Annotated in this window: 16 protein-coding genes and 1 tRNA gene; 11 read left to right on the top strand and 6 right to left on the bottom strand. The window is 65.6% G+C overall.

Annotation, left to right across the window (positions count from 1 at the left end; genetic code table 11):
- Positions 1–244 precede the first annotated feature (244 nt).
- Positions 245–604, bottom strand: a complete 360-nt coding sequence (locus tag RLN94_RS13245) for a MarR family EPS-associated transcriptional regulator (protein WP_350131280.1) — start codon at positions 602–604, stop codon at positions 245–247.
- Between the two features lie 446 nt (positions 605–1050).
- Here RLN94_RS13245 and nusG point away from each other — a divergent pair, with 446 nt between their 5' ends.
- The 3 genes from nusG to RLN94_RS13230 all read left to right on the top strand — a co-directional run bounded on the left by nusG (position 1051) and on the right by RLN94_RS13230 (position 4066).
- Positions 1051–1587 carry a transcription termination/antitermination protein NusG gene (gene nusG / locus RLN94_RS13240; protein ID WP_350131278.1) on the top strand — a complete coding sequence of 179 codons (537 nt, stop codon included), beginning with the start codon at positions 1051–1053 and terminating at the stop codon, positions 1585–1587.
- A 286-nt stretch (positions 1588–1873) separates the two neighbouring features.
- On the top strand, positions 1874–3013 hold the full coding sequence (locus RLN94_RS13235; RefSeq protein ID WP_350169085.1) for a PAS domain-containing sensor histidine kinase: 1140 nt from the start codon (positions 1874–1876) through the stop codon (positions 3011–3013).
- A 441-nt stretch (positions 3014–3454) separates the two neighbouring features.
- Positions 3455–4066, top strand: coding sequence for a hypothetical protein (locus RLN94_RS13230; protein WP_350131274.1), 612 nt, complete (start codon positions 3455–3457; stop codon positions 4064–4066).
- Positions 4067–4563: 497 nt separating this feature from the next.
- Here the strand turns inward: RLN94_RS13230 and RLN94_RS13225 are convergent, their stop codons facing one another.
- Entirely contained in the window at positions 4564–5550 is a 987-nt protein-coding gene (locus RLN94_RS13225) for a LysR family transcriptional regulator (RefSeq protein WP_350131272.1), read from the bottom strand.
- 82 nt (positions 5551–5632) lie between these two features.
- On the opposite strand from RLN94_RS13225, the gene RLN94_RS13220 reads away from it, so the two are divergent.
- From RLN94_RS13220 to RLN94_RS13205, 4 genes are read left to right on the top strand one after another with little or no spacing between them, the layout of a single operon-like run.
- Positions 5633–7150: a trimethylamine methyltransferase family protein gene (locus RLN94_RS13220; protein WP_350131270.1), complete on the top strand. Its 1518-nt coding sequence runs from the start codon at positions 5633–5635 to the stop codon at positions 7148–7150.
- Positions 7134–9524: a GcvT family protein gene (locus tag RLN94_RS13215; RefSeq protein ID WP_350131268.1), complete on the top strand. Its 2391-nt coding sequence runs from the start codon at positions 7134–7136 to the stop codon at positions 9522–9524. Before RLN94_RS13220 ends, RLN94_RS13215 begins: the two co-directional genes overlap by 17 nt.
- Positions 9521–11932 carry a GcvT family protein gene (locus RLN94_RS13210; protein ID WP_350131266.1) on the top strand — a complete coding sequence of 804 codons (2412 nt, stop codon included), beginning with the start codon at positions 9521–9523 and terminating at the stop codon, positions 11930–11932. Before RLN94_RS13215 ends, RLN94_RS13210 begins: the two co-directional genes overlap by 4 nt.
- Before the next feature lie 12 nt (positions 11933–11944).
- Positions 11945–13255, top strand: a complete 1311-nt coding sequence (locus RLN94_RS13205) for an aspartate aminotransferase family protein (protein WP_350131264.1) — start codon at positions 11945–11947, stop codon at positions 13253–13255.
- A 13-nt stretch (positions 13256–13268) separates the two neighbouring features.
- Here RLN94_RS13205 and RLN94_RS13200 read toward each other — a convergent pair whose 3' ends face one another.
- From RLN94_RS13200 to RLN94_RS13190, 3 genes are all read right to left on the bottom strand, one after another.
- Entirely contained in the window at positions 13269–13721 is a 453-nt protein-coding gene (locus RLN94_RS13200; protein ID WP_350131262.1) for a YHS domain-containing (seleno)protein, read from the bottom strand.
- Between the two features lie 96 nt (positions 13722–13817).
- Positions 13818–15614, bottom strand: a complete 1797-nt coding sequence (locus RLN94_RS13195) for an ABC transporter transmembrane domain-containing protein (RefSeq protein ID WP_350131260.1) — start codon at positions 15612–15614, stop codon at positions 13818–13820.
- Positions 15615–15764: 150 nt separating this feature from the next.
- A tRNA-Gly gene (locus RLN94_RS13190) sits at positions 15765–15838 on the bottom strand.
- 216 nt (positions 15839–16054) lie between these two features.
- Here RLN94_RS13190 and RLN94_RS13185 point away from each other — a divergent pair.
- On the top strand, positions 16055–17698 hold the full coding sequence (locus tag RLN94_RS13185; protein WP_350131258.1) for a GMC family oxidoreductase: 1644 nt from the start codon (positions 16055–16057) through the stop codon (positions 17696–17698).
- Positions 17699–17932: 234 nt separating this feature from the next.
- Positions 17933–18412, top strand: a complete 480-nt coding sequence (locus tag RLN94_RS13180) for an Lrp/AsnC family transcriptional regulator (RefSeq protein ID WP_350131256.1) — start codon at positions 17933–17935, stop codon at positions 18410–18412.
- 43 nt (positions 18413–18455) lie between these two features.
- Here the strand turns inward: RLN94_RS13180 and wrbA are convergent, their stop codons facing one another.
- Entirely contained in the window at positions 18456–19079 is a 624-nt protein-coding gene (gene wrbA, locus RLN94_RS13175) for an NAD(P)H:quinone oxidoreductase (RefSeq protein WP_350131254.1), read from the bottom strand.
- A gap of 100 nt (positions 19080–19179) precedes the next feature.
- Here wrbA and RLN94_RS13170 point away from each other — a divergent pair, with 100 nt between their 5' ends.
- Together RLN94_RS13170 and RLN94_RS13165 are read left to right on the top strand one after the other, a co-directional pair.
- The gene (locus RLN94_RS13170) at positions 19180–20085 is read left to right on the top strand and encodes a LysR family transcriptional regulator (RefSeq protein ID WP_350131252.1); all 906 of its coding nucleotides are present in this window, start codon (positions 19180–19182) and stop codon (positions 20083–20085) included.
- 404 nt (positions 20086–20489) lie between these two features.
- Positions 20490–21272 carry an alpha/beta fold hydrolase gene (locus RLN94_RS13165; RefSeq protein ID WP_350131250.1) on the top strand — a complete coding sequence of 261 codons (783 nt, stop codon included), beginning with the start codon at positions 20490–20492 and terminating at the stop codon, positions 21270–21272.
- Positions 21273–21292 lie beyond the last annotated feature (20 nt).

Genomic DNA, 21292 nt, shown 5'->3' with positions numbered 1-21292 from the left:
GCGGAATTGTAAGCGGCAAGGTCGCAATAGCGTAGCGTGCCTTGTTGCTGGCCAGCCGCGGACGAAGGTCGCGTCGCGTCCATGCGTGGGATATCTTGCTCCTTAGTGGATCCGGTTTTCCCCAAGCGCTCGATTACTGAAACACTCGGCCTCGAGCGGTGAAGCGATGGCCAAGAAGACTTGACCTCCTTCACATAAAAGCACGCGAAATACTGTTCGAAAACACGCTCCAAGTAGCGGTTTCTCATTTCATGACTCGCGGCGCCACGTCTGCTCCGAGCGAAAGCTCTTCCTCAAGCGTCTCAATCTCGGCGCGCAGGGCGTCGTATTCCTTCCGCTTCCGGCGCAGGAAACCTGCCGTCAGCCGAGCTTTGCTGTCGAGACCTTTCGGCGTGAGGATATAGGCATAACGCAGCTTGTTGTTGGACGCACGGAAGTTGCGGATCTTGACTTGCCCTTTGCCCACCAAAGCCCGCAGCACGTAGTTGGTTGCTCCAAGACTTACGCCAAGCTCGCGGGCGATGTCTCGCTGAGAGAGATCCGGATTTTGCTCGAGAAGCCGTAGCAGCCGAAATCGGACATCAGCATCGATCGGCGTCTTCACGGCTACCGCACCGTGACTCGCTTGAACGGCCCGGCAAAAACGCAAGAAAGTGGAGCTGCGTTCATACCTGAACGCATACACCAATGTGGAGAAACTTCAAGGGGGAACTCTGCCTTTAGGGAAAAGGACGTTTCCCCTGATCGCGTCGTGTTGATCGTCAACACCCCATTTAACATTCATTGACGAAAAAACCGTGACACTCTCGTTGTCGTCCAAAGCGAAACCTCGAAATCAAAGGAGGTACATTGCTCACTGGCTCGACTTATCCTACCCAAACCACGAGGATTGCTACAGTGAAAGAGGTCATGCAGCACCCGCTGTGATCAGAGCCGGTTTCCGCCGACCTTAGCTGAAACTTTGGGTTTAAGCGGCGCGAAAGCTGCATTATTAGCTCGGATGAAAACACGCAGACCAGCCTAGTCTTCATTTTACTATCGCGGGGAAAAATGGCTCCATCCGAGGGTGCACCCGAAAACCTTGACGCGTCCAACTGGTTCGTCGCCATGGTGAAACCAAACGCCCTGGCCATCGCTACCACGCACTTGGAAAGGCAGGGATTTCCGGTCTTCTCCCCGCGTCGTGTCGAAACCCGCCACCGTGGTACAAAAAATCACACCGGTCCGCGCCAGTTGTTTCCGGGCTATCTCTTCATTCAGTTCGACCCAGAGAGTTCCTCCTGGCGCAAGATCAACTCGACGCGCGGTATCTCACGGCTGGTTCTGAACAACCCGAAATCGCCCCGCCCCCTGCCCTCGGCATTCATAGCTGGACTGCATGCTCGCTGTGACAAGGACGGCGTCTTGCAAGAGCTTGATGAGGTGAAAGCTGGCGACCAGATCCGCGTCATTGCCGGGCCGTTTGCTCATTTCATCTCGAAGGTCGAGCATGTGACCGACGACCAGCGTGTCCAGGTTTTGCTCAGCATGATGAACCAGGAAATCAGAGTCCGCCTTCCCCAGAACATTATCCAAAAAACCGGCTAGTGGTCTCCGACGAAACCGCTCTAAACTTCTGGAAACGTCATCCTCACATTTTCACGCCGCCATGAAGCACGGTCTGGCGGCTTAGCGCTTCTCACGCAATGTCACGAGGCCACAGACGAGTTTGCGTCGGTCGTATCGACCTACGCGCGTGTATGACCAGACAGAACAGCATACCAAACGGAATCCGGGCTTCCAAAAGCCGGACCCAGGCAGCTTCGAACCTTTCGTTGTAAATGGGCGAACGCTGATACACTTTTGATTGTCCGGCTTCGGCGGCAGGCGTAGAGTGAAAAGAACACTTTTGTTCCCTGCTCAAGCGTACATATATCGGCGAGATCTAAAGAAAGGCAAAAATGTGGAATCGGATCTGCCAGGAAACCACCATCAGTATCTGGCCGCCGTTGTCGAAGGCTCCGACGATGCGATCATTACGAAAAACTTGGACAGCACCATCCGAAGTTGGAACCCCGGTGCGGAAAGGCTTTTTGGATACACGGCCGACGAGACAGTCGGACAGCCCATCACGATTCTGTTTCCCGAGGATCGCATGGATGAAGAAGTTGACTTTATCGCACGGTTGAAACGGGGCGAGCGGATCGTCAATTTTGAAACTGTTCGGAAGCGCAAAGATGGAACGCTCGTTCCGGTTTCACTGACTGTCTCGCCAGTCCGCGATGCACTTGGTAACATCATAGGCGCATCGAAGATTGCCCGCGACATCACGCAGCGACGCAAGGCAGAGGAACAACAGCAGCTCCTCTTGTCCGAGATGCGGCACCGGGTTGGAAACTGTTTCGCAGTTGCCAGTGGGCTTCTGGCCATCGCAGGGCGTCATACAACCGAAGTCGACGATCTTGTTGCTGTTATGCGGCAGCGTCTTCACGCACTCGCATCTGTGCATGCGAAGGCCGTGAGTGATCCGACCGGCGCTGAACCAGAAGGCACCAATCTGGCTGATCTCGCCAACGCTATTCTCGAACCTTTTACCGGCGAGATTCCGGCGCATGTGAAGTTTCCAGAGGTTCGCGTCTACCCAGCTGCGATCACCCCCCTCTCCCTCATCTTTTTTGAACTCGCGACAAATGCGGTAAAGTATGGCGGTCTCTCCGAGCAAGGAGATGGCATCACGATTGACGGACAAGTTTCTGGCGACCGCCTGATTATTCGGTGGACAGAAGCATGCGTCATGTCTCCCGGTTCTGGCGATCACGATCATGTCGGTTTTGGAACTCGCATGAGTCAGAGTACGGTGCGCTCATTTCTTAGCGGCACCTTCACAAGAAATTTCACTCCGGACGGCATGACCGCCACACTCAACCTCGACTTGGCATGTGTCACGGGCGTAACTGAGAATGAACTCTCCGATGGCACTCCGGGCGCGGCTTCCATCGAACAGCTCAAATTCACCGCAGCTGCAAACACCTAATCACGCTCGTTCGGTGCACGTGACCAATAATATCTGGCATATTCCGAAACTATCGCGATGCGCAAACGCAACGTGGTGCAATCAATGTTGACAAGAGTTCCGCCGCGTTTAGGTCGCGTGATGCCGTGAACCCGAGAGGTGATGAGACGCGCTGAGCGAGGTCCTCGCCATCATCAAGAGCGGAATTCGGCATCTTCTGTGAAGGGTGATGTGCGACGCCATAAGTTCGCCAGTATCTCGACATTGGGGCGGTCCGGCGCACGCCATAAGTTGTTCAATTAAGGTGTTTTCATGGTTTTTGAGATATGCCGTTCGCACCGAGGCCGTTGCGCTTGACACTTCCGGATTATGCCGCACAGATTGCCGCTCGCTGCGGACGCAGAGCCATGAAGGCTGGTCCGAATTATCGAAAGATCTTTGAAAGATTCCTGGTCCTAAAAAATGATCAAAACGGTTTACAAGTATGTGGATTGGGGGGCGACTATTTTCGGTTTCCTCTCGGGCTTGGTTTGGATCTGGGCCCTGGTTTATCCCGGGCAAGCGGTCGACGTCCTGGAGGGATATGCCAATCGTTTCGCTGACGTCGAAGCCTCGGTGAAGCGAACCGAAGAAAAGGTGGATGATTTTTCGGAAGCCTATCTGTTCGGGCTCAGAGTCCATGAACTGTTGATCGAAGAGCCTTGTGAGGGCGACGTCGAGACTACGGGTACAGCTCCAGAATTGACCGTTTCTCTGAACATCGAGAACCAAACCTCTGATTTTCAACCTCTGCGTTTTCGACTTCTGGATCAGGCTGGACAATCCCTACATGAGAAGACGGACGTGTTGATCGCCGCCAATAGTTGGTCATATACGCAAGAGGCGTATGGTGGAGGCTCGCCTTCATATGTTTGCCTCATTAATACGGGCACAAAGGAACTACGAGCATACGAAGTCGCAGGTCTTACTCTGTATATGGCTACGTCCGTGGAGCAGGCTTGCCAACAGGATGGCAAGGTGATGAGAACCGTGATCCTTCGACCGACAGATCAAGCGAATGAAATCTGCCAGTAGGATCAGCGGTTCTTCGGATCCCACCAGAATTGCCGCCCCCGTGAATGCAATCAGACGAATGCTCTAAAAAGGTCAGCGAAGCCGGATGAGAGTTGAGCTGTCTTGATCGGTCCCGTCCGGATCAGGGCGGGGTTAGAATGGCGTCGGTTCCGGGTCCCATCAGGCGCGCCATCCGGATACAGACGGCCCCCAATCACCACAATTATCGGCTTTCCGAGGGCCAAAAACGGTTTACACCAACCAAGTAAGTCCTTGATTTTTAACACCCGGAATCGGGGGCGTTTACAATTTTTTCTAGGAAATTCAACGTGAGTCACCGGATTGCAAATCCGTGTACACCGGTTCGATTCCGGTACTCGCCTCCACCTAAGCTCAATGACATCCCGCACCTCCCACAGCGCGAGCCCACGGCGCCGCCGGCCGTCGCCGATCCCTCTTCCCATGAAAAAAGCGACGCAGCGCCCCCGGAACGGGTCCGAATGCGCTCCGGACAACCCTCAGTCCTCGCCGGCGAGCGTCACCGCCTCGCGGCCCACCTGCCCCATCTGCTGGTCGATCTGCGCCGCCAGTTCGCGGGTGGCGAGGGTCGCGATGCGCTCGGGCAAAGTGCCGAGATCGCCCGACCGTGCCACGACCTTGATCGAGCGGGAGAAGCCCGGGCCGGGCAAGGGGCGCACCACCAGTGGCATCCGCTCGACGAAACCGTCGATCAGCAGGCTGGGCGTGAGGATGGTGAACCCCAGCCCCTCGGCCACGCAGGCCGTGACCATGCTCGATCGGTCCGCCTGGATCACCCGGGGCGCCGTCAGCTTCAGGCGGCGCAGATGCTGTTCGGTGCGCCGGCCCACGCTGGTGGTCGCCGCGAAACGGACCAGCGGCAGATGGGTGAGGATATCCTGCAGCCGGCGCGACGGGCCGTCATAGGTCTGCGGCAGGACCAGGAGGAAATTCTCGGTCAGCACGTCGTGCCGCTCGAGCCCGTCCATGTCGTAGAACGGGTTCGACGTGATCACCAGGTCGGCCCGCTTGGTGCGCAAGAGCGTCTCGTGATCGCCGCTCTGGCCCGCGTGAAGGGTCAGGTCCTCGACCGCGATCTCGGATTTCAGCAGCCGCACCAGCGGCGGGGTCAGCGTGGTGGCGATCGAGGCCAGCATGCCCATCCGCAGCACGTTGATCGGCTGCGGCCCCTCGTGGCGCATCGAGGTGGCGAGATCCTCGACCGAGTTGAGGATGCGTTGCGCGTGGCGCAGGCAAAGCTCGCCCGCCTGTGTCAGGCGCACGGGGCGCACGGTGCGGTCGATCAGCCGCGCGTCGCAGGCGGCCTCCAGCGAAGCGAGTTGCTGGGAGGCGGCCGATTGGGTCATCCCCATCAGCCGCGCGGCCTGGGTGATTTGCCGGGTTTCCGCAATCGCCACAAAGACTTCCAGCGCGGTCAGGAGGTTCTTGTCTGAGCCGAGCCGGGTGGTAATTTTCGGCAGCTTCATAAGAGTTCCTAATACTGTCGCGTTTTCATTGCCCGAGCCGGGCGGTTTTGTCCATCCTCCCGCCAACAGCATGGAGGTTGTCGTGACACGCAGAGGCAAGCGGCGCAGCGAGGAGGCGAGAGCCGGGTCACCCCGCGCGCCGTATCTCGACCGCCATGTCGGGCCGCTGCCGATCCTGTCGGAGGAAGGCCTGCAGATCATCGAGGCCAATGCCGACCGGATCCTCGCCGAAACCGGCATGGAGTTCCGCGACGACCCCGAGATCCTCGGGATCTTCGCCGCGGCCGGCTGCGATGTCGACGGCGAACGGGTCCGCTTCACCCCGGGCTTCTGCCGCCGCACGATACAGGCGACCGCGCCGGCGCAATTCGCGCAACACGCCAGGAACCCCGACAACACCGTCCAGATCGGCGGCAATGCCTCGGTGCTCTGCCCGTCCTGGGGACCGCCCTTCGTGCATGACCTCGACCACGGGCGGCGCTATGCGACCTACCCCGATTTCGTCAACCTCGTGAAGCTGCACCAGACCATCCCGTGGCTGCACCATTCCGGCGGCGTGGTCTGCGAGCCGGTCGACCTGCCCGCCAACAAGCGGCACCTCGACATGCTCTACGCCCATATCCGCTGGTCCGACCGGCCCTTCATGGGCGCCTTCCTCGGGGCCGAGCGCGCGGGCCACGCGATCGACATGGCGCGCATCCTCTTCGGCGAGGCCTATGTGGCCGAGAACGCGGTGCTCTACTGCGTCTCCAACACCAATGCGCCGCTGGTGATGGATTCGCACATGTCCGGCGCGCTCAAGACCTATGCCCGCGCCGGCCAGCCCGTCGCCTGTACACCGTGGACATTGACCGGCGCGATGAGCCCCTCGACCGTGGCCGGCACGCTGGCGCAGGTGCTGGCCGAGGCACTGGCGAGCCTCGCCCTGGTGCAACTCGTCAACCCCGGCGCGCCCTGCCTGATGGGCTCCTTCGCCTCGACCATGTCGATGCAGTCGGGCGCGCCCACCTTCGGCACCCCGGAAGCGGGCCAGATGATCCTCGCCGCGGGGCAGCTCGCCCGCCGCCTCGGCGTGCCGCTCCATTCGGTCGGCACCCTGTCGGCCTCGAAACTCCCCGACGCCCAAAGCCAGCAGGAGGCGACCTGGGGCCTGATGATGGCGCTCTTCGCAGGCGTCAACGTGGTCAACCACGCCACCGGCTGGCTGGAAGGCGGGCTGGTGACAGGCTTCGAGAAGACGATGATCGACGCCGACCTCTGCGGCAAGATGATGCGCTTCTTCGCAGGCATCGACCTGTCCGAGAACGCCCAGGCCATGGCCGCCATCGCCGCCACCGGCCCGGGGCAGCATTTCCTCGGCTCCGAGCACACGCAGGCCAATTTCCTCTCGGCCCTCTTCCGGCCCGACCTGCCCGACAACAACTCCTACGAACAATGGCAGGCGGCGGGCGCCCTCGACATCGCCCAGCGCGCCAACGCGTTGTGGAAAGCGCGGCTCGAGGCCTATGAAGACCCCGGCCTCGATCCCGACATCGACGATGCGCTGAAAGACTACATTGCGCGGCGCAAGCTGGAGGTCGCGGATGCCGACTACTTCTGAGGCGCGGCGCACCGTCATCATCGGCGGCGGGGCGGTGGGCCTTTCCCTAGCCTATCACCTGGCCCGGCGCGGGGCCGAGGACGTGCTTCTGCTGGAGCGCAACCAACTCACCTCCGGCACGAGCTGGCACGCCGCGGGCATCGTCGGGCCGCTTAGGGCCACGCCCAATATGACCCGGCTGGCGATGTATGCCGGAGAGCTTTTCCCGAGGCTCGAGGCAGAGACGGGCCTCTCCACGGGCTACCGGGTGACCGGCGGCTACTGGCTGGCGCAGGTGCCCGAGCGGATGGACGAGCTGCACCGCATCGCCGCGCTGGGGCGGCATTTCGGCCTGTCGCCGGACATGATCACGCCCGACGCCCTCGGCGCCGCCCTCCCCTGCCTGTCGACCGACCATCTGCACGGCGTCATGGCCGTGGCCGAGGATGCCAGCGTCAACCCGGTCGACCTGTGCATGGCTTATGCCCGGGCCGCCCGCACGAACGGCGTCACGATCCGCGAGAATACCGGTGTGCGCCGGCTTCTGACGGAAGGGGGCCGGGTGCGCGGGGTGGTGCTAAACGACGGCACCGAGATCCGCGCAGGCCAGGTCGCCCTCTGCTGCGGTGCGTGGTCGAAACGGCTGGCGGAAACGGCCGGCCTCGCCCTGCCCCTGCAGCCGGTCGAGCACATGTACGTGGTCACGGAACCCCGGCCGGAATTCGAGGGCTTCCCGGTGCTGCGCGACCTCGACTCGGGCGTCTACATCAAGGGCGATACCGGCAAGCTGGTGATCGGCGGGTTCGAGCCCGACGCGAAGTGCTGGAACCCCGACGGCCCCGAGGGGAACCGCCCCTTCCTCGAACTGGCCGAGGACTGGGACCAGTTCACCCCCTTCATGGAAGCCGCGCTCAAACTGGTCCCGGCGCTGGAACACACCGGCATCCAGCATTTCATGAACGGGCCGGAAAGCTTCACCGCCGACACCCGCCCGCTGATCGGCGCGGCGCCGGGGGTCAACGGGCTTTACGTGGCGGCCGGGATGAACTCGGTCGGGGTGATGTCCTCGGCCGGCGTGGGAAGGCTGCTGGCCGACTGGATCGAGGACGGGCACCCGCCGATGGACGCGTGGGAGGTGGACGTCGCCCGGGCCGACCCGCTGGCCGCCGCCCCCGCCCACATGGCGGACCGGATGACCGAGGCCGTGGCCGACCTCTTCACCCTGCACTGGCCCTACAAGCAGCCGAAGGCCGGCCGCGATCTGCGCCGCTCGCCCCTGCACGACCGCTGGCAGTCGCAGGGCGCGGTCTTCGGCCTGACCGCCGGCTGGGAGCGCGGGCTGTATTATGCCGAGACCGACGAAGATCGCGCCCTGCCCTATGCCATCGGCGATCAGCCGTGGTGGCCCCTCGCCGCGCGCGAGGCGGCGCGGATGGACCGTGGCACGGTGCTCCTGGACCTCACGCCGTTCACCAAGCTGCGGGTCGAAGGGGCCGGCGCGCTGGACCAGCTCAACCGGCTCTGCCCGGCGCAACTGGACGTGGCCGAGGGGCGGGCCGTCTATACCCAGTTCCTCAACCCGCGCGGCGGCATCGAGGTCGAGGCGACGGTGATCCGGCGCGCGCCCGACCGGTTCGACATCACCACCGCCGCCGCAACCCGCTGGCGCGACCTTGCCTTTCTCCGCCGCGCGCTCGACGGCATATCCGTGACCGACATGACCGAAGATTTCTGCGTGATCGGCGTGATGGGCGCCGGCAGCCGCGACACCCTGCGCGCGCTTGCCCCGGAGTGGCCCGACATGCCCTTCGGCCATGCCCGCACCGTCACCGTCGCCGGTGTCGAGACCCTCGCCACCCGGCTCAGCTTCGCGGGCGAACTGGGCTGGGAGCTGCGCGTCCCCAATGACGACGCCCCGCCCCTCTTCGAGGCCCTCATCGCAACCGGCGCCCGCCCGATGGGCCATTACGCGCTCGACGGCTGCCGGATCGAGAAGGGCTTCGTCCATTGGGGCCATGACGTGGGCCCCGAGGTCACGCCGCTCGAGGCGGGGCTGGGGTTCAACATCGACTGGTCGAAGGACTTCACCGGCAAACCCGCGCTCGAAGCGCAGCGCGGGCGACTCACCCGCCGCCTCGTGCTCTGCCAGGTCGAGGGCGGCCCGCTCGTGCTGCATGACGAACCCGTCTGGGAGGACGGTCGGATCGTCGGCCTTACCACCTCCGGTGCCCGTGGGCCGCGTACCGGGCTGACACTGGCCTTCGCGATGGTCGAGATGACCGACACGCCCCTGCCCGACCGGCGCTTCGAGATCGAAATCGCGGGGAAACGGTACGCGGCCAGACCGTTGGACCGCCCGCCCCATGACCCCGAAGGCAAAAGGATGCGCGCATGACCGACGTGCAGGTTCTCATCATCGGCGGCGGCGCGATGGGCGTATCGCTGGCCTATCACCTGGGCAAGGCCGGCTGGTCCGACGTGGTGCTGACCGAGAAGAACGACCTGACCCACGGCTCCACCTGGCATGCCGCCGGGCTCTGCACCCACTTCGCCCACAATCCCACCATCCAGGAGCTGCGCGCCACCTCCGTGCGCCTCTACCGCGACATCCTGCCCGAGGAGACGGGCCAGTCCTGCGGCTTCCACCGCTCCGGCGCCATGCGCGTCACCCGCAACCCCGACCGGATGGACGAGTTCCGCCATGTTGCCGGCCTGTCGGATTTCACCGGCTACCCGCTGGAGGTGCTCTCTCCCGCCCGTATCGCCGAACTGCACCCCTTGGCACGGCTCGATGGTCTGCTGGGCGGGATATACGAACCCGATGACGGCCATGTCGACCCGACCCTCGCGACACAGGCCATGGCCGAAGGCGCCAAGGCGCGCGGCGTCAGGATCGTCCGTCAGAACCCCGTGCTCTCGATCACCCGCGAAGACGGCCGCTGGCGCGTGGAAACACCGAAAGAGACCTTCCGCGCCCGGCATCTGGTCAACGCCGCCGGCACATGGGGATGGGAGATCGGCCACATGATGGGGCTCAACATCCCCTCCGTTCCGGTCCTGCACCAGTATCTTGTCACCGACACGGTGCCCGCCATCGCCGACCGCATCGCGCAAGGCCTGCCCGAACTGCCCATCATCCGCGACCCCGAGGAAAGCTGGTACGTCCGGCAGGAGCGTGACGGGCTGATCCTCGGCCCCTACGAGAAGGAGGCACAGGTCTGGTCGGTCGACGGCGTCCCGCCCGAATTCGGCGCCGACCTGATGCCACCCGACCTCGACCGGGTGGAACATATCATCGAGGCCGCCATGGCCCGTGTTCCGGCACTGGAAACCGGCGGGGTCAAATCGGTCATCAACGGCCCGATCACCTTCACGCCCGATGCCAACCCGCTCATCGGCCCGGCGCACGGGGCCGAGAATGGCTGGCTGCTGACCGGCTCCTCGATGGGGGTGATGGAGGGCGGCGGCGCGGGCTGGTTCCTGGCCCACTGGATGACCCACGGCGCGCCGCCAATGGATGCGCTCGCCGTCGACTCGCGCCGCTTCGGGCCATGGGCCGACCGGGAGTACCGCGTCGCCAAGGCCATCGAGTGTTTCGGCCTGCAATTCGGAGTGCATTACCCGTTCGAAGAACGCCCCGCCGGCCGCAACCTGCGCCTGTCGCCGCTGCATGACCGGATGCTGGCCCGCGGCGCGGTGATGGGCGCCGCCCACGGGTGGGAACGACCCAACTGGTTCTCCGACACGCCCGGCGACGCGGCCAATGAAAGCTTCCAGCGCACCAACTGGTTCGACCCGGTCGCGCGCGAGGTCGAAGGCGTCACCAACCGGGTGGCCCTGGCCGACCTGTCGGTGTTCTCCAAGTTCGAGGTGACCGGCCCGGGCACGGCCGCCTTCCTCGCCACCCTCGGCGCCAACCGTCCCCCTGCCCCGGGCCGCGTCGGGCTGATCCATGCGCTGACGCCCGCGGGCGGCGTCGCTTCGGAATTCACCGTCGCGCGGCTGGCCGAGGACGCGGCCTACCTGACCAGCGCGGCGGCGGCGGAAGAGATGGATCACGACCTGCTCGGGGCGCATGCCACCCGCCACGATGTCCGCCTGCGCAACGTCACCGAAGAGATCGGCGTGATCGGCCTGATGGGCCCGCGCTCCCGCGCGGTCCTGGCCTCCCTCTGCGACGCCGACCTCGCCGACGGCTTCCCCTGGCTCAGCTTCCGCGAGATCACCGTCGCCAACATCACCCTGCGCGCGCTCCGGGTCTCCTATGTCGGCGAGCTGGGTTGGGAACTGCACGCCCGCGCCGCCGACCTGCCCCGCCTGTTCGACGCGCTGGAAGCGGCCGGCCAACCCCACGGCATCGGCCTATATGGCGCCTACGCGGCCAACGCAATGCGGCTCGAGAAAGGCTACCGCGCCTGGGGCGGCGACCTCACGACCGAGCGCACGCCGGACGAGTCGGGCCTCGGCTCCCTCATCCACCCCGAGGACCGCGACTTCCCCGGACGCGACGCCCTGCTGCGACGGATGGACAGCCCCGACCGTTGGGAGATGGTGCTGCTCCAACTCGACACCGGCACGCTCGACCCGTTCTACGCCCATACCGTCCGGCTCGAGGGCCGGCCCGTCGGCATCGTCACCTCCGGCGCCCACGGCCACCGAACCGGCCTGACGCTGGCGCTGGCCTACCTGCGCACCCGCGGCCTGCGCGAGGGCCTGACCGTCGACATCCTGGGCCAGCGCTTCGACGCCACGGTGCTCGACCGCCCGCCCTTCGACCCCGACAACACCCGACTGCGATCCTGAAGGAGAAATGACATGACAGAGCTTGCCACCGACTGGAGCACGCAAGGCACCGCCCGCCGCCGCGACACCTATTATGCCGCGACGCTGAAGAAATTCGTGCCCTTCCGCGATCCGATCGTCTTCCGCAAGGGCTCGATGCAATACCTGTGGGACGCCGAGGACAACAAGTATATCGACCTGCTGGGCATGAATGTCTGCATCTCGGTCGGCCATTCCCACCCCACGGTGGTGAAGGCGGCACAGGCACAGGCGGCCGAGCTCACCCATTGCACCACGATGTTCTACCACCCGGTGCCCGCTCACCTGGCCGAGGAGCTCGCGGAAACCCTCCCGCAGGGGCCCGACTGGGTCGTGCATCTCTGCAATTCCGGTGCCGAGGCGATCGACCTCGCAATGACCATCGCCCGCACCCATACCGGCAATCTCGACCTGCTGGCGCTGCGCACGGCCTATCACGGGCCCACCGCGGCGGCACAATCGGTCACCGGCATTTCCGGCTGGCGCCACCCCGGCATGCCCGGCAACGTGGCCTTCGTGGCCGATCCCAACCAGTATCGCGGCATCTTCGGCGAAAACGCCGGCGCCGCGCCCTATCTCGACGAGATCGAGCGCACCATCGCCACCGCCACCAACGGGCGGCTGGCCGGCATGCTGGTGGAATCGGTGCAAGGCTATGGCGGGATCATCCCGATGCCCGAGGGCTACATGTCCGGCGCGGCCGAGCGGGTGCGCGCGGCCGGCGGGCTCTACATCGCCGACGAGGTGCAATCGGGCTTCGGCCGCACCGGCGACAACATGTGGGGGTTCGAGGCCGACGGCGTGATCCCCGACATCATCGTCATGGCCAAGGGCATCGGCAACGGCTTCCCCCTCGCCGCCGTGGTGACGAAGCGCGAGATCGCCGAGCCGATGGCGGAAAAGTTCCTGTTCCACACCTACGGCGCCAACCCGACTAGCTGCGCGGCAGGCCGCGCGGTGCTTCAGGTGATGCGCGAGGAGAAGGTGCAGCTCAACGCCCGCACCGTCGGCGCGGCCCTTCTCGAACGGCTGCAGGACCTGAAGCAGAAGCACGAGGCCATCGGCGACGTCCGCGGCCGCGGCCTGATGCTGGCCATCGAGATGGTCAAGGACCGCCGGACCAAGGAACCCGACCGCGAAACCACCTCGGCCGTGTTCGAGGCCTGTCGCGAAAGCCGCCTGATCCTGTCGAAATCCGGGCCGACCCAGTCCGTCCTCCGGATGGTGCCGCCGATGTGCCTGTCGCTCGACGATGTCGACGAGGTGGCCGACGGGCTCGACCGGGCGTTCTCGGCCCTGGGCTGAGCCGGCGAAGACCCTATTTCGACAGGGGCCCGGGCCAGGTCGCGTCGGCCCGGGCGACATTCCCCGGAATATCCTCGGACCAGATGCCCCGAACGTCCCGGCTGTAGTTGAGGTACAGCTTGCCGTCATGCACCGTCCATGCGTCGGGCGCCGTGGGCGCGACGGCACCTTTCGACGCCGCATAGGCGCAATAGCCGCCGTATTGCGGGGCGTAGGCGTCGGGGTTCGCCTCGAACCTCTCGCGGTTGGCAGCGGTGGAGAAGCGCCATTCCGCACGCTGCCACGTGACGGCATGCGCGGGGTTGCCCATGACCGGTGCGCCTTCGGTGAAATACGCGACCGGGTCGTAGCCGCCGATGGCCGCGCCGCCCACGGAATAGATTTCCGGTTCCGCCGCCCGGGCAAGGCGCGGAAGGACAAGCAGCGCCGCGGCGGCGGCAATCAGGAAGAAGCGGCGGGTCGGCATCGCGGGCTCCGGCGTTGGGACTGGCTTCACCGGTTTACGCGCAGCGCGACCCGTCGCGATAGCCCCGCTACGCGAACGTGACCCCGCGTGAGCGGCTTACGCCGCCTGCCCGTCGGTGAACTGCAGCCGGGCCAGCCGGGCATAAAGGCCGTCCTCGGCCACGAGGCTGTCATGCGTCCCCTCGGCGGCGATACGGCCCTGGTCCATCACGATGATCCGGTCGGCCTTCTTCACCGTGGCCAGCCTGTGGGCCACGATGATCGTGGTGCAACGGCGCGCCAGCCGGTCCACCGCCTCCTGCACCGCCCGCTCGCTTTCGGCGTCGAGCGCGCTGGTCGCCTCGTCCAGCAGCAGCACCGGCGCATCGCGCAGGATGGCGCGGGCAAAGGCGATCCGCTGCTTCTGTCCGCCCGACAGCATCACGCCGCGCTCGCCGACATAGGTGTCGTATCCCTCCGGCAACGCCGCGATGAACTCGTCCGCGGCGGCGGCCTTCGCGGCGGCCTCCACCTCCTCGTCCGTGGCATCCAGCCGGCCGAACCGGATGTTCTCGCGCGCCGAGGCGGCGAAGATCACCGGGTCCTGCGGCACCAGCGCCAGCGCCTTGCGAAACTCCGGCCGGGCCATCTCGTTGAGCGGCACACCGTCGAGGGTGACCGTACCGGTCTCCGGATCGTAGAAGCGCAGGATCATCTGGATGATCGTGGTCTTCCCCGCCCCCGACGGGCCGACGATGGCCACCGTCTCGCCCGGCGCGATCTCGAGGTCAAGATGGTCGAGCGCCGCGGTCTGCGGGCGCGACGGGTAGGTGAAACTCACGTCGTGAAAGCCGATGGCCCCCTGCACCTTTTCCGGCAGGCTCCGAGGCTCGGCCGGGTCGCGCACCGCGTCCTCGGCCCTCAGCAACTCGATCAGCCGCTCGGTCGCCCCGGCGGCGCGCTGCAGCTCGCCCCAGATCTCCGACAGCGCGGCCACCGCCCCGGCCACCATGACCGAGTAGATCACGAACTGCACCAGCGTGCCCACGCTCATGCCCCCCGCCCGCACGTCGCGCGCCCCGATCCACAGCACGCAGACCACCCCGGTGAAGACCAGGAAGATGACGATGATCGTCATCAGCGCGCGGGTAAAGATGCGGCGGCGGGCCGAACCATAGCTTTCCTCCGTCACCTCGCCGAACCGGTCGCGGCTCGCGCCTTCATGGGTGAAGGCCTGCACTGTCTGGACGCTGGTCAGCGCCTCCGACGCGTTGCCGGAACTCCGCGCGATCCAGTCCTGGTTCTCGCGGCTGAGCTGCCGCAGCCGCCGGCCCAGCGTCAGGATCGGCACGATGATCACCGGCACGATCAGCAGCACCATCAGCGTCAGCTTGGTCGAGGTGAACAGCATCAGCACCAGCCCGCCGGTAAAGATCAGCAGGTTGCGCAGCGCGATCGACACGGACGACCCGATCACCGACAGGATCAGCGTGGTATCGGTTGTGATCCGGCTCAGCACCTCGCCGGTCATGACGGTCTCGTAAAAGGCCGGGCTCATGCCGATCACGCGCCCGAAAACGGCCTTGCGGATATCGGCCACCACCCGCTCGCCCAGCCTGGACACAAGCGCATAGCGCAGCCCCGTGCCGATCGCCAGAAGACCGGCGATGACGATCGCGGCCATGAAATACCGATCGAGCAGCGCGCCGTCTTCCGCGCGGAAATTGTCCACCACCCGGCGCACGGCCATCGGCAGGATGAGCGAAACCGTCGCCGTCAGGATCAGCGCCAGCACCGCGGCCCCGGCCAGCAGCCGGTAGGGCCGGATGAAGGGCCACAGCTCGGCCAGGGGGCCCACGCTCGCGGACTTCTCCCGTTCGATCCGATCCGCGCCATTCTCGGCCCTGCGCACCATGTTCCGCCCTCGTTTCTTGCTGTCCCGGCTTCTTGACCGGACGACGCTGACGGGTCAAGGGCCCTCGCCCCCCGGCGCCAATGCGCCGCACCACGACGGCGCGTCCCGCACACCGGGCGACCCCATTTCGCAGCTTGTTCGGAAGAGCCTTGGAGCGGGCGACGGGAATCGAACCCGTATCATCAGCTTGGAAGGCTGAGGTCTTACCATTACACAACGCCCGCTCGGCAATGCCGAGGAGTATTTCATGCGGATAAAAGGGTCAAGTGCCGCGTCGCGAACGGGCCTCTCCGAACCGTCCCCGCCTCGTTCGCGCCTCCCGCGCGTCATCGTCCATCTCGGTGAACGGTGAAACCACCCGCGGCGGTCTGGTCGCCTCGCACCGCCGCAACCAAGTCGTCGCGACGACATGACCACACCCATCCCAACGGAGACCCCACATGGACACCAATCCGAACCAGTCGCGGCACGACCTCGCCGTCGCGGACAACCAGAAAGCCCTCCGCCGGGCCCTTCGCTCCGAATACGATTTCATCGTCTGCGGCGCCGGGTCCAGCGGCTCGGTCGTCGCGGCCCGGCTGGCCGAACAGCCGGAAGTCTCGGTGCTGCTGCTGGAGGCCGGTGGCGACGACACGGCCGACACGGTCACCAACCCCGCCATGTGGCCCCTGAACCTCGGAACCGAGCGGGACTGGGGCTTCTCCGGGCAACCCGCCCCGACCCTCGCCGGCCGCAGGCTGCCGCTCAGCATGGGCAAGGGCCTGGGCGGCGGATCGAGCATCAACGTCATGGTCTGGGCCCGTGGCCACAAGGAGGACTGGGATCACTTCGCCGCCGAAACCGGCGACCCGGCCTGGGGATACCAATCCATCCTCGGCTACTACCGCCGTATCGAGGACTGGCACGGCGCGCCCGACGCCCCACGGCGCGGCACGGGCGGCCCCGTCCACGTCGAACAACCAGCCTCGCCCCAGCCCGTCGCCCGCGCGATGCTCGAGGCCGCGGGCCAGATGGGCATCCCGGTCTTCGACAGCCCGAACGGCGCGATGATGGAAGGCCCCGGCGGCGCCGCCATCGCCGATTTGCGCATCCGCGACGGCCGACGCCAGTCGGTCTTCCGCTCCTACACCTACCGCGTCATGCACCAGCCCAACCTGACCGTCCTGACCGGCGCCCTGGTCACCCGCATCCTGCTGGACGGCACCTCCGCCACCGGCGTCGAACTCCTGCTCGACGGCAAGCCCCGGCAGATCCGGGCGCGCTGCGAAACCATCCTGTCGCTCGGCGCCATCCAGACGCCGAAGGTGCTGATGCAGTCCGGCATCGGCCCCAGGGAAGAGCTCGCCGCCCACGGCATCCCGATCGTGCGCGACCTTCCCGGCGTCGGCCGCAACCACCAGGACCACCTCGCCTTCGGCTGCACCTGGGCCTATCACAAGCCCCAAGGCGTCGGCGGCGGCGGATGCGAGGCGACGCTCTATTGGCAGAGCGACTCGCGCCTCCGACAGCCGGATATCCTGCAATGCCAGCTCGAATTCCCGGTGCCCGCGCCCGCCGAAGCCGGCATCGAGACACCCCCGCATGGCTGGACCATGTTCGCCGGGCTGGCCCAGCCGAAAAGCCGGGGCCGCCTGCGGCTGTCCGGACCGAATGCCGACGATCCGCTCCTGATCGAGCCCAACGCCCTCAGCGAGCCCGAGGATCTGGAGACCGCCTTCGCCGCCGTCGAGATGTGCCGCGAACTCGGCAACCACCAGGCCTTCACGCCCCTCGTCCGGCAGGAAGTCGCGCCCGGCAAGCGGGATCGCAAGGCGCTGGCCGATTTCATCCGCAACTCGGCGGTCACCTACTGGCACCAGTCCTGCACCGCCAAGATGGGACGCGACGAGATGTCGGTCGTCGATCCTCAGCTCAAGGTCCACGGCATCGACAACCTGCGCATCGCCGATTCCTCGATCATGCCGCGCATCACCACCGGCAACACGATGGCCCCCTGCGTTGTGATCGGCGAGCGGGCGGCCGACATGATCGGCCTGCAGCACGGCCTGGCCCGCGCCGAACGGCTGGTCGACGCCGGCGCCTGAGCCTGGCGGGCCGCGGATCGGAGGCAGGACCCTTCGATCCGCAAAACCTGCCGCATCCGCATCAAACGGATCCCGCCCATACCGATCGTCGGCTCGACCCTGCCGGGCCCGCCCCTCCGCAGCGCGCATCGCGCGGCAACGCGCCCACAGCACGCTTTCCTCGAAACCCCACCTGTGTCTTAGATAAATCGGACAGGCGCGTCAGATCGCCCGATAGCCGCGAAAGGGCCCCACATGCCGGAAGATCCCGTCAGCCCGGATCTCGACCGGATCGACCGGAACATCCTGCGCGCGCTTCAGAAAGACGCCCGCATGCCCAATTCCGATCTGGCGAGGCTGGTGAACGTCAGTGCCGCGACATGCCACCGCCGCACCCAGCGCCTGATCGAACAGAAGTTCATCTCCTCCGTCCGGGCCCAGATCGCGCCCGCCAGCGTGGGGCTGGGAACGCTCGTGATGGTGGGCGTCGTGCTGGACAGGTCCACACCGGAAAGTTTTTCCGAGTTCGAAAAGGCCGTCGAAGGCATGAAGGAGGTGCTCGACTGCAATCTTGTCGCCGGGGATTTCGACTACCTGCTCAAGATCAGAACGCGGGACATGGAAGGGTTCAACCTACTGCACAGCCGGAAACTCATCACCCTGCCGGGCGTCCGCCAGATCCGCACCTTCTTCGTGCTGAAGGAAGTCAAGGACAACGCGCCCCTCGCGTTCTGACCGGGCGGCCGGGGGCCACGGCCCCCGAACCGCCCCCTTGCTCTCAGCCTGCCGTGATCCGTCGCGCCGCCTGCGCCCAGGTGGCCGTCCGCGCCCCCTGGTGCCGTGCCGCAAGCAGCGTCGCCTCGGGCAGCGCCGCGCCCTGCCCGTCGGTGAAGCTGGTGCCGTAGGGGTTCCCGCCAACCGCATGGATCGCCGGATCGGTATAGCCCGGCGGCACCATGATCCCGCCCCAGTGGTAGAACACGTTGTGAAGCGCCAGCAGGGTGGATTCCTGTCCGCCATGAACGTTCCCGGCCCCGGCAAAGGCACTGACGACCTTGTCCGTCAGCGCCCCGTTCATCCACAGCCCGCCGCAGGTATCCAGGAACTGCTTCAACTGCGCCGCCGGCAGCCCAAACCGTGTCGGCGTGCCGAAGACGAAGCCCTCCGCCCATTCCAGGTCCCCATGGGTTGCCACGGGAACCTCGCGCGTCGCCTCGAGGTGTTTCCTCCAGGCCGGGTTCGCGTCGATCGCCGCGTCGGGGGCCAGTTCCGCCACCCGCCGTATCCGGACCTCGGCGCCGCGCGCTTCGGCGCCGGCGGCGATTTCCTGTGCAATCGTATAGGTGTTGCCGGTACTGCTGTAATAGACGATAGCCAGCCGGACGGGTTCCTGTTCAGTCATGTCGCTTTCCTTTGATTGATGAGGGGAAAGCTAGGCGCGCCCGTCCGCCGCCACTATAGAGTCGAAATGCGCTTCACTGTCTGCCCGGATGGACAATCCCATGTCGAAATCGCCCAGCCTTGATGATCTGGCCCGCTTCCGAAAAGTCATCGAGAAAGGCTCCTTCGCCGCCGCCGCCCGCGACCTTTGCATTCCCAAAAGCACGCTCAGCAAGGCCATCGCCCGGCTCGAGCAGGATCTCGGCGTGCGCCTGCTCGAACGGACCACGCGCAACATGCGGCCCACCGAAATCGGGCGCATCGTGGCGGGTCACAGCAAGACGATGGTCGACGCGTTCGATGCGGCACAACGCGCGGCCAGCGACAGCGACGGGCCCTCGGGCCGTCTCCGCGTCGGCTGTCCGCCGGGTCTGCTGGACGATCTTCTCGATGACGTCATCGTCGACTTCCTCACCGACCTCCCGAAGATCCGGATCGAGCTTGTGGCGATGGCGGGCCCCCTCGACCTCGTCAGGGACGACGTGGACATCATGCTGCGCGCCCGCTCGCAGGTCGAGGCCGGCGCCTCGCATGTCGTGCGGCGCCTCGGCGGCTCGCGCGGGATCCTCGTGGCCGCCTCGTCGCTCGCCGGCGCAAGCGACCTGCGGACGCCCGGCGATCTGGAAACGGTTCCGACCCTGTCCCTGCCCGGCGACAACCACGTGTGGAGCCTGTTCGGCCCGGACGGCGCGCCCCATACCGTCAACGTCTCTCCGCGCCTCGTCACCAGCGACATCGCAACCCTGCGACACGCCGCGATAAGGGGGCTGGGCGTGGCCCTGCTGCCCGAGCACGCCTGCCTGCCGGATGTCGCAAGCGGCCGGCTCGTTCGCGTGCTGCCCGAAATCTCCACCGTCGAGGGCACCATCTACGCCGTATTCTCACGCGAAACCGCAAGGTCATCGGCCCTTCGCGCCTTCATCGACCACCTGGCCCGCGCCTTCAGCACCCCGCCCTTCCGGCAATAGGGGCCCGCCGGCACCGATCGCGAGAGACCGGGCGGCCCGCGGAACATTGTCCCGCTTCCCGCAATTCAACATCTCGCTTTATCCCAATTATCAAAACACCGCCAAACGCCTAATTTCCGGTCGCGCCCCAATCGAAGGAAAGGAGCAGACCGCACAACCGCTTACCGCCCCGCCGCCGATTCGCCAGAAAAGGCGGTGAAACAATCTTCCATATGGGCCACCCGCCTCATCGGCATACGCACCAAACGCCGACCAGAATGAACAATTCCCGCCAATCCCCACCGCAAACTTGCAAGCACCCCTCATCGCCAAGACGCTACTATGCCCGCGCCGGCGACGGGGATGCACTCCACCCTCCCACGGCCTTTACCGACCCCTCTTCATAGCGAACAAAGGAACTTCAAATGTCCAGAAAACTCAGGAATGCCGTCGCCGCCGCCGCTGCCGCCGCGACCCTCACCGCCGGCGCAAACGCGCAGGAAACCATCCCCGCCGAACAGCCGGTCAAATCCGTCGTCCTCGTCCACGGCGCCTTCGCCGACGGGTCGGGCTGGCGCGGCGTGTACGACATCCTCACCGCGCGCGGCTATCGCGTCAGCATCGTCCAGAACCCGCTGACCTCCCTCGCGGATGACGTGGCCGCCACGGCCCGCATCCTCGACCGGCAGGACGGCCCGTCGATCCTCGTCGGCCATTCCTATGGCGGAACGGTCATCACCGAGGCGGGCATAAACCCCAATGTCGCGGGCCTCGTCTACGTCTCCGCGCTGGCCCCCGACGTGGGCGAAACCACGGGCGACCAGTTCGCCGACATCCCCGCCCCGCCCGAATTCATCATCGAAACCGGCGAGGACGGCTTCGGCTTCGTCAACCTCGAGGAGTTCAAGACGGGCTTTGCCGGCGACACCACCGATGCAGACGCCGCCTTCCTCCGCGACAGCCAGGTGCCCATCAACATGGACATCTTCGGCACCCCTGTGAAACACGCCGCCTGGAAGGAAAAACCGAGCTGGGCCGTGATCGCGACCGAGGACAAGGCCATCGACCCCAAGCTCCTGCGCCACACGGCCGACAGGATCGGCGCGGTCTCGGTCGAGGTCCCCGCCAGCCACGTCGTCTTCCTGACCAAACCGGAAGAGGTCGCCGACGTGATCGACACGGCCGCCCGTGCCACCGGCGGAAGCTGACGCCGAAACCGAATGCGGCG

The organism is Roseovarius sp. (assembly GCF_040223625.1).
GTDB lineage: Bacteria > Pseudomonadota > Alphaproteobacteria > Rhodobacterales > Rhodobacteraceae > Roseovarius.
This window is presented reverse-complemented; position numbering and strand designations above follow the sequence as displayed.

Coding starts and splice junctions, on each gene's coding strand:
- RLN94_RS13185 (WP_350131258.1), top strand. CDS start 16,055: ATGGACACCAATCCGAACCAGTCGCGGCACGACCTCGCCGTCGCGGAC.
- RLN94_RS13205 (WP_350131264.1), top strand. CDS start 11,945: ATGACAGAGCTTGCCACCGACTGGAGCACGCAAGGCACCGCCCGCCGC.
- RLN94_RS13195 (WP_350131260.1), bottom strand. CDS start 15,614: ATGGTGCGCAGGGCCGAGAATGGCGCGGATCGGATCGAACGGGAGAAG.
- RLN94_RS13215 (WP_350131268.1), top strand. CDS start 7,134: ATGCCGACTACTTCTGAGGCGCGGCGCACCGTCATCATCGGCGGCGGG.
- RLN94_RS13225 (WP_350131272.1), bottom strand. CDS start 5,550: ATGAAGCTGCCGAAAATTACCACCCGGCTCGGCTCAGACAAGAACCTC.
- RLN94_RS13165 (WP_350131250.1), top strand. CDS start 20,490: ATGTCCAGAAAACTCAGGAATGCCGTCGCCGCCGCCGCTGCCGCCGCG.
- nusG (WP_350131278.1), top strand. CDS start 1,051: ATGGCTCCATCCGAGGGTGCACCCGAAAACCTTGACGCGTCCAACTGG.
- RLN94_RS13180 (WP_350131256.1), top strand. CDS start 17,933: ATGCCGGAAGATCCCGTCAGCCCGGATCTCGACCGGATCGACCGGAAC.
- wrbA (WP_350131254.1), bottom strand. CDS start 19,079: ATGACTGAACAGGAACCCGTCCGGCTGGCTATCGTCTATTACAGCAGT.
- RLN94_RS13170 (WP_350131252.1), top strand. CDS start 19,180: ATGTCGAAATCGCCCAGCCTTGATGATCTGGCCCGCTTCCGAAAAGTC.
- RLN94_RS13230 (WP_350131274.1), top strand. CDS start 3,455: ATGATCAAAACGGTTTACAAGTATGTGGATTGGGGGGCGACTATTTTC.
- RLN94_RS13200 (WP_350131262.1), bottom strand. CDS start 13,721: ATGCCGACCCGCCGCTTCTTCCTGATTGCCGCCGCCGCGGCGCTGCTT.
- RLN94_RS13210 (WP_350131266.1), top strand. CDS start 9,521: ATGACCGACGTGCAGGTTCTCATCATCGGCGGCGGCGCGATGGGCGTA.